The organism is Dyella sp. (genome assembly GCF_035486915.1).
Lineage (GTDB): Bacteria > Pseudomonadota > Gammaproteobacteria > Xanthomonadales > Rhodanobacteraceae > Dyella_B.
This window is the reverse complement of the sequence record NZ_DATHMR010000042.1, coordinates 37,432-45,764: the sequence shown is the minus strand read 5'-3', so window position 1 is coordinate 45,764 and position 8,333 is coordinate 37,432. Positions and strand designations below refer to the sequence as shown.

General features: G+C 60.1%; 5 protein-coding genes. 1 reads left to right on the top strand and 4 read right to left on the bottom strand.

Annotation, left to right across the window (positions count from 1 at the left end; genetic code table 11):
* Positions 1 to 537: 537 nt before the first annotated feature.
* Both VK725_RS04155 and VK725_RS04150 read right to left on the bottom strand, forming a co-directional pair.
* Positions 538 to 1,236: a helix-turn-helix transcriptional regulator gene (locus tag VK725_RS04155; protein WP_325316794.1), complete on the bottom strand. Its 699-nt coding sequence runs from the start codon at positions 1,234 to 1,236 to the stop codon at positions 538 to 540.
* A 68-nt stretch (positions 1,237 to 1,304) separates the two neighbouring features.
* Positions 1,305 to 2,225 carry a LysR family transcriptional regulator gene (locus VK725_RS04150; RefSeq protein WP_325316793.1) on the bottom strand — a complete coding sequence of 307 codons (921 nt, stop codon included), beginning with the start codon at positions 2,223 to 2,225 and terminating at the stop codon, positions 1,305 to 1,307.
* Positions 2,226 to 2,316: 91 nt separating this feature from the next.
* On the opposite strand from VK725_RS04150, the gene VK725_RS04145 reads away from it, so the two are divergent.
* Positions 2,317 to 3,306 (top strand): NAD(P)H-binding protein, encoded by a 990-nt coding sequence (locus VK725_RS04145; RefSeq protein ID WP_325316792.1) that lies wholly within the window; start codon positions 2,317 to 2,319, stop codon positions 3,304 to 3,306.
* A gap of 7 nt (positions 3,307 to 3,313) precedes the next feature.
* On the opposite strand, the gene hrpB is transcribed toward VK725_RS04145, so the two are convergent.
* Both hrpB and gspD read right to left on the bottom strand, forming a co-directional pair.
* The gene (hrpB, locus tag VK725_RS04140) at positions 3,314 to 5,818 is read right to left on the bottom strand and encodes an ATP-dependent helicase HrpB (protein ID WP_325316791.1); all 2,505 of its coding nucleotides are present in this window, start codon (positions 5,816 to 5,818) and stop codon (positions 3,314 to 3,316) included.
* Positions 5,819 to 5,899: 81 nt separating this feature from the next.
* Positions 5,900 to 8,332, bottom strand: a complete 2,433-nt coding sequence (gene gspD, locus VK725_RS04135) for a type II secretion system secretin GspD (RefSeq protein WP_325316790.1) — start codon at positions 8,330 to 8,332, stop codon at positions 5,900 to 5,902.
* Position 8,333 lies beyond the last annotated feature (1 nt).

The following is an 8,333-nucleotide window of genomic DNA, read 5'->3' as shown; positions in this document are numbered from 1 at the left end:
TCGCGGAATCATTCGCCGCGTGCTCCATGCAGCGAATACTTACGAAAGTATCTTTCGAATAATCCTGCGTCAAGCCGACGCGATAGAACCAATGCGACGAAACTAAGCACAAATTCTTCTTCGCATCGTCCGCACAAATGTCATCGACGCTTTCACAAAAATTAATGCACTACGTCAGCGCAAAGACAGCATGATGTTATCGATAGCATGCGCTGCACGCGCTCAATCATCTTCGTGTTCTATTCGTGAAAATGGCTTGCTTTTAGCTCTCTTTTCGCGTCTAAGCCGCGTGAACGACCATAAGAGGAAAAAACGAGCGCAACGATGAACAAAACATCATTCACAACACACAATGAGACGCAATCGACAGTGCATCGCAAGGCTCATGCAAGCGAGCGTTTTGAAAGTGTCATCGCTTGTGCACATCTCAACGCACATTTGCACGATCCAAAGTTTCATACGTTTGTGCGTAGCTCATCCTCGCGAGAGATTACGCGGTGCAAAAAATGATGAACCGTTGCTGACGCACCACTGCAATCAGGTATCCAGACGGACGCCCAGCTCGGCAAGTCGACGCAATCCATCCGCCGTCGGCAGCAACGCGCGATTGCGATGTGCGCGACGAAGCCATCCTGCATCGAGCATCGCACCGGTAATGGCCACACCAAGGGGACCGCCGAGATGCAAGCGGCGCTCGGTCCAATCCAGACAGCTGCGCCCACGCAAACGCAGCAGTTGATGCGCCGGAGTGGCATCGAAACCAGCGTGCACCAGTGCATCGGTTGCCGCAGGTTGCAGCGACATGCCATCGCTTCCGCTGTGCAACCAGCCGCGCTGCAGCCACGCTTCGCACAGTGCAACGCCCAACTGCCCGGCAAGATGCCGATAGCACGTTCGCGCACGACACAATGCGGGGTCGCGTACTGCCGCCGACGGTACTGTGCGGTTTGCATGTGGCAGCGCCATCGCTTCCAGCCATGCCGCGACATCGTCATTCGCGAGGCGGAAATAGCGATGCCGTCCCTGCTCATGCAAACCGAGCAAGCCGCCATCGAGCAAGCGCTTGAGGTGCGCACTGGCGGTCGCGGCGCTGACACCTGCAATACGCGCCAATTCGCCGGCCGGACGCGTCGTGCCATCCATCAGCGCAAGCAGAATTGCCGCCCTGGCTGGCTCCGCCAACAAGGAGCCCAGCTCGGCAAGCTGATAACGATTAAGCGGACTGACTTCGGTCATGGACACAGTCTAGCCATCATGTGCGGTCAACGCTTCGTTAGCGGCCGAAGCTTTTTTGGCGGCACGTTTTAGCGTTTGCGTTTGCCGGCCGCGCGTGACGGCAGCTTCGCATAATCGATCAGCGCCTCGGCAAGATGACTGAACAATGCGCGCGCCGGCGCGCTTCGCCGCAGGTCTTCGTGCATCACAACCCATGCATCCATGCTTATCCCGATGTCGGGAAACAGACGGACTAACGCTGGGTCCCGTCGCGCGAGACCTACTTGGCAAATCCCCACACCATAGCCGGCGCGAATCGCCGACAAGGCTGCCAGGTCGCTGTCGGTGCGCAACGAAAATTTCTCGCGCGTGTAGGGGATACCTGCGGGACGCATGCTTCGTATATAGGCCGTTTCACGATCAAAACCGATCAGCGCGTGTTTGCTCAGATCGGCCATGGTCTTAGGTCGCCCATTCGCTTCGATATAGCGTTTGTGCGCGTGGAAGCCCAATGCAATGTTGCCCACTTGCCGTGCCACCAACGCCCCCTGCGTGGGGCGGACCATGCGAATTGCGATATCGGCATCGCGACGAAGCAGATCTTCGGCCTGATTGGACAACGACAGCTCGATCACAATGCCCGGATGTTGTTGTCTGAAAGCCGCCAGCATCGGCGGAAGCACTTCGGCACCGATCACTTCGCTCGCTGTAACGCGCACGACACCGGCAACCGCGTCCTGCTGTGTCGTGGCCGCGCGACGCAACGCAGCGGAAGCCGATGCCATGGTTTGCGCGTGAGGCATCAACGCGTGCGCCATGTCCGTGGGCGTCAGTCCTTGCGGCGACCGCGCGAAGAGCGGCACGCCCAGCGCGTCTTCCAATTCGCGCATGTGACGGCCAAGGCTCGGCTGCGTCATGCCGAGCGCACGCGCGGCACCGGACAGGCTTCCTTCGCGCATGACCGCGAGGAAGGATCGATAAAGCTCCCAGCCGGGCTCTTGGTTAGCCATGCATATTTGTATAGCAGATCTACACCATTAAGCAATTTTCAATGATCCGCCGGGGGCCCAGACTAGCTCCACCTCAACGGAGAAGCCTGTCATGAACTCATCGAAGATTGCGCTGGTGATCGGGGCCAACGGCGGTGTTGGCCGGGAAGTGTCGTCTGCCCTGAAGCGACATGGCTGGCAGGTGCGCGCGCTCGTGCGTACGCCGCCCAAGGATGCGAACGCCGAAGGGATCGCGTGGCTCCAGGGCGATGCGATGCATTCCGCCGACGTGCTGAGCGCAGCGAAAGGCGTGGACGTCATCGTGCACGCGGTCAACCCACCCGGCTATCGCGGCTGGGAGAAGCTGGTGCTGCCGATGCTCGACAACACCATTGACGCGGCACGCGCGTCAGGCGCACGCATCGTCCTGCCCGGCACGGTCTACAACTTCGGCACCGATGTCTTTCCCCTTTTGCGCGAAGACTCGCCGCAGCATCCGTGCTCGCGCAAGGGCGAAATCCGTGCGGAGATGGAGCATCGGCTCAAGGAAGCAAGTCGTGCAGGCGTGCGCACCCTGATTTTGCGTTGCGGCGACTTCATCGGGCCGCACGCCGGCAATTCCTGGTTCTCGCAAGGTTTGACCAAGCCCGGCAAACCGGTGAAGACGCTCAGCTATCCGGGCGACTACGCGGTCGGTCACTCATGGGCTTATCTGCCCGACGTCGGTGAAACGATGGCACGCCTGCTCGATCGCGAAGACGAGCTGGCCAGCTTCGATGCTTTCAACTTCGGCGGTTATTGGCTCGACGGGCAGGGCATGCTCGACGCCGTTCGTCGTGTCACAGACGATCCGCGCATCGCGCTACGCCGTTTTCCATGGTGGCTCGTTAACCTCGCTGCGCCATTCAACGAGACGCTACGCGAAATGGTCAAGATGCGTTATCTGTGGAAGAAGCCAGCCAAGCTTGTCGACGAAAAGCTGGTCGCGTTTCTTGGCGGTAGTCCCTATACCCCGATCGACGATGCATTGCGCACGACGCTGACCAGCATGCGTTGCCTGCCGACACAAGCCAAATCATCGGCGAAGCCATTACTGGTATAGCCACCTTTCAAGTACCACGTGGCTTGGCGCGATGCGTGGGCGTTGCCGTCCACGGATCGTCCGGCCACGGGTGCTTTGGGTAGCGGCCCTTCAGTTCTTTCTTCACTTCTGGATACGTGCGTTCCCAGAAGCCCTTCAAATCCTGTGTCACCTGGATGGGACGACCCGCCGGCGACAGCAAATGCAGCGTGACGGGAACACGGTTTGCCGCCACGCGCGGCGTATCTGCCAAGCCGAATAATTCCTGCAGCTTCACCGCCAGCACAGGTGGTTCACCAGGACTGTATTCCAGTCGCCGCGTTTGCCCGCTCGGCACCGTCAAGCTGTCGGGAACCTGCACATCGAGTTGTTTGCGCTGCTCGTAATCGAACAACGAAGCCAGCGCCTGCGAAAGATCGTCGGCGGACAACGCGTCGAGTTTTCTCACGCCATGCAGATACGGCGCCAGCCATGCTTCCAGCGTGTCGAGCAATGGCGTGTCGGAGACATCGGGCAAGTCCAGTTCCGGCATCCACTCGCGCAACGATTGCATGCGCAGGCGAAGACGTCGTGCCGATTCGCTCCATGGCAATGCATCCAGACCACGCTGGCGAATCGCGGCGAGAAGTGCGGGAACGGCATCTTCCGCTTGCACAGGTACGCTACGGCGTTCGAGAACGATGGCCGCGAAACGGCGTTCGTCGAACGCTTCCACGGCAGCGCGTTCGTCATTCCAGCGTACCGTGCGAATGCGTTTGAACTGATCCGGATAGTCCTCTTCCAAGACTCGTGCATCGAACGGTGCCGCGGAAAGTATCAGGCTGTCGCGTGACTCATGGCGCAAATCCAGTGCAACAAGCCAAGGCTCGCCGAGCAGCGCGGTTTGTTCGTGAAGGCGTGCGCCGCGTCCGTTGGCAAGCGTGTATCGCAACGGGTTGCTTTCGTCCTGACGTGCGATGCGATCCGGGAAGGCGTGCAGCAGCAGATCGCCGACTGCGTGGCTGTGCGGCACGCCGCTAGCAGCGCTGCGAACATCCAGACGACGGCGCCAACCTTTACAGGCCAGCTCGATGGCCGCAAGCGCACCGCTATCCGCACCACCGCCCTTCCCCGTTGCGCTGCGTCGATCGCGCCACGCATGCAGCGCGTTCACTCGCACTCGAAAATCATCGCCGCGCGCTTGATCGCCACGCATCGGCGAACGGGCTTCCATCAACGCAAGTAAATCGGCAACCAGCGCGCGCCACGTCTCCGGAGCGCGTAGCGCAGCCGCACCCAGACGCGGGCTCGCACCAAGTTCAAGCATGCTTCGCCCAAGCGGCGTGATGCGCTGTTGTGTATCGAGCGCACCCAAACGCGTCAACAGCTCGCGTGCTTGTGCCAATGCACCGCTTGGCGGTGGATCGAGCCACGGCAATTCCGCGCTGCCCCATGCGGCAAGCTCCAATGCAAGACCGGACAACTCGGCCTGCATGATCTCCGCGGTTCGTGCGGGATCGAGCCGCCGGCTTTGCGGCCAAAGTCGATACGCGGTGCCTTCCGCCACGCGACCCGCGCGACCTGCACGCTGATCCGCCGACGCCTGCGAAATGCTCACCGTTTCCAGCCGAGTAAATCCCGAATTCGGATCGAAGCGTGGTTCGCGGGCCAGACCCGCGTCGACGACGGTGCGGATGCCCGGCAACGTGACGCTCGATTCGGCGACGTTGGTGGCGAGAACGATGCGTCGCGTGCCCTCTTCCGCCGGCGCCAGCGCGAGTTGCTGGTCGACCAATGAAAGTTCGCCATGCAAGGCAACGATCTCCACATCGTCGCGCTGCAAGGTTTGCGACAAGACGTTTTCAACACGCGAGATCTCGCGGCGCCCAGGCAAAAAGGCCAGCAGATCGCCCTCACTCTCGTCCATCGCCTGCTTGGCAATACGCGCCAGGTGATGCTCCACACTTTCTTGTGCACGCGCAGGCGGATATTCGATGCGAACGGGAAAGCTGCGACCGGGACTGCTCATGCGCGGCGCACCCATCCATTGCGCGATGCGCTCGCCATCCAACGTAGCCGACATCACGACGATGCGCAGGTCCGGACGCAGCGTTGACTGAATATCCAATGCCAACGCCGCGCCAAGATCGCCCGCCAGGTGACGCTCGTGAAATTCGTCGAACAGAATCGCACCGATGTCCGTGAGCTCGGGATCGTCCTGGATCAAGCGCGTGAGAATGCCTTCGGTGACCACTTCAATACGCGTCGCGTTACTGACTTTCGATTCGAAACGAATGCGATAACCGATCGTCTGCCCAACTTGTTCACCGCGCTGCTGCGCCATGAACTGTGCGGCAGCACGCGCCGCAATACGGCGCGGTTCGAGCATCACGATCTTTTTGCCCGCCAGCCACGATGCATCGAGCAACGCCAGCGGAACCTGTGTGGTTTTACCGGCGCCGGGGGGCGCTTCGAGTACAAGGCTTGGCCGCGCCTCGAGCGAGGCGCGGATATCAGGCAATAACGGCGTAATCGGGAACACGAGCGGCTTCATCGCCCGATGATAATGGCGTTGGCCTTGGCAGCGAACCTATGTCGTGCATGCCCCACGATGAAGCATGCACGAGCGGGCGAGTTACTGCTTGAGCGGATACGTCACAGGGTTGGGAGGTGAGGCCGTTCCTGTGGGAGGATGCGCACGCAATGGCGCCAGCGACTCGAAACCGTTCTGGTAGTCATCCGTAATTTGCTTCGCGTCATCACTGTCCGTAATCACACGCGGAGTGATCAGCACGATCAATTCAGTGCGGCTCTTGGACTTGCCCGTTGAGCCGAACAGTTTGCCCAGAACGGGAATATCGCTCAGGAGCGGAACGCCTTGGCCATTGTCCGAGTTTGTCTGCTGGATCAAGCCGCCAAGCAGTACGGTCTGGCCATTCTGCACGCCAAGCTGAGTAGCGATCTGGCGCTGTTGAATGGTGAAGTTACCCTGGCTGTTGGCGCTCCCTAGCGTAGAGCTGACTTGCTGATCGATGTTGAGATAGATCAGTCCACCCGGATTCACACGCGGTTGCACATCAAGAATGATACCGGTAGGGATGTACTCCACCTGGCCTACCGTTGTGGCGGTGGTACCGGTTGTCAGTCCGTTGTAGTAGGTCTGATTGACCGGGATCTGATTACCTACCTGGATATGCGCGATCTGGTTATTGAGCACGACCAGCGAAGGCGCCGATAAGGTCTTGGTGTTCTGGCTGCTTTCCAGCGCGTTGACAGCCACCTGGAATTTTCCATTCGAACTCAGGAAGGAATAGAAGAACGGCTGCCCGCTATAGCTGTTGGTCGAGTTTGAATTGCTGCCGATGCCACCGCCCAGACCGATCATGCGGTGCGCTTCCGGATTGCCCGGCGTATAGCCGCCACTGGAATTCGTCGAACCGCCAGCCAATCCTTGCAGATACCACTGCACGCCGTATTCCAGATCTCCGGTCAGATCGACCTCGAAAACGCGCGTCTCGATTTGTACTTGCAGCGGCGGCACATCGAGCTGCTTGATGGCACCGAGAATTTCCAGCCACTGCGCAGGCCGGGCGCGCACGAGCAGCTGATTATTGGCGTCGACCGAGCCGATACGGATGCTGCCATCCTTTGAGCTGTAGCCCTGGTCCTGATTATTGTTGTTGGAAAGGCCACCGTTCATGCCCACGCCACTGACACCGGTGCTGCCGCCGATACCGCCGCTCGACGTGCTGCCAAATGAGCTGCCGGTGCCCGAGGTGGATGTCGACGGAAACGAACCGCTACTGCCGCCGCTGCTGCCCAGACCGCTGGAAAGTCCGCCGGTAGTGGAACTGCCGAAGCTGCCTGCCGTACTGCCCATGCCGCTGGACGAACCACTCGCGTTGTTGCCTATCCCGAGTGTCGTCGCACCACCGGCACCCGGTGCAACGGCGCCGCCATGATCGCTGCCACTATTGCCCGCGCTGTCAGTGTAGATCTGTGCGAGATAGTGCGCGAGATCGGACGCATTGACGTTGCGCACATCGTAAACGTAGAGCTGCGGTTCGTTGCCGCCACCGAGATCGATCTTCGCGATCCAATCGCCGACTTCACTGAGGTAATTGGGCTGCGTGCTGATCACGACCAGTGCATTCGTACGCTTGATCGGAATGAAGCGCAGCATGCCGGCCAACGGCGTATCGCCCTTAGGTCCGAACATACTGTCGAGCTGTGGCATGAGATCGTCGACCGAGGCGTGCTGGAGATTGAACACGCCCACCGACATGCCTCGCAACCAGTCGACGTCGAACGTGCGTACGGTGCGGTTGTAATTTTCCAGTTCGTCCGGCGTACCCGCCACAACGATCACATTGCGCGCATTGTCGGCCAGCAGGATCGAATCAGGCCGCGCGAATGGCTTAAGTAGCTTCTGCATCTGATCGGCAGCGATGTAATGCAGCGGGAACAGTCGGGCTTGCATTCCTCCCGCCGGTGCCGCAGCGCCAAGACTGGGCGCAACATTACCCTGCACCGCATCCTTTTCCGGCATGACCACATAGCGGCCATCGGTCTTGATCAAGGTGTTGTGCGTCCAGGAGAGCAGCGTCTCCAGGATCGGCATGGCCTGACTACTGTCTACGGGCTCGGAGGTGGAGAAGGAAATATTGCCTTCCACGCCCGGCACGATGGTGTAGTTCTGTTGCAGAAGGTCGCCAAGTATGGCCTTCACCACCGCTTGCACAGGCTGATTTTCGAAGTTGAATGTCACGGCATTGCCGCCGGCTGCGGCAGGTCGCGGTGACGACAATTCAGTGGGGCGCACGAATTGCCCCGTGCCGGTGCGGATGCTGGCCGTACTCGTTGCTGGCGTGGCGTTGTTCAAGCTGCTGTTCAACGGTTGCGGCTGTGGTGCAGGCTTGTCGGTGCCCGCGACCGCTTCGCGCTCCAGCGACAAGTCAGGCTGAATCAGCGGCTTTTTCGCCGCGCAACCGCTCAGGAAGACTGCCAGCGCCATGGCGCTGATTTGCAGGCCATGGCGTCGGTAACGTTGCATGCGCATGTGTGACATG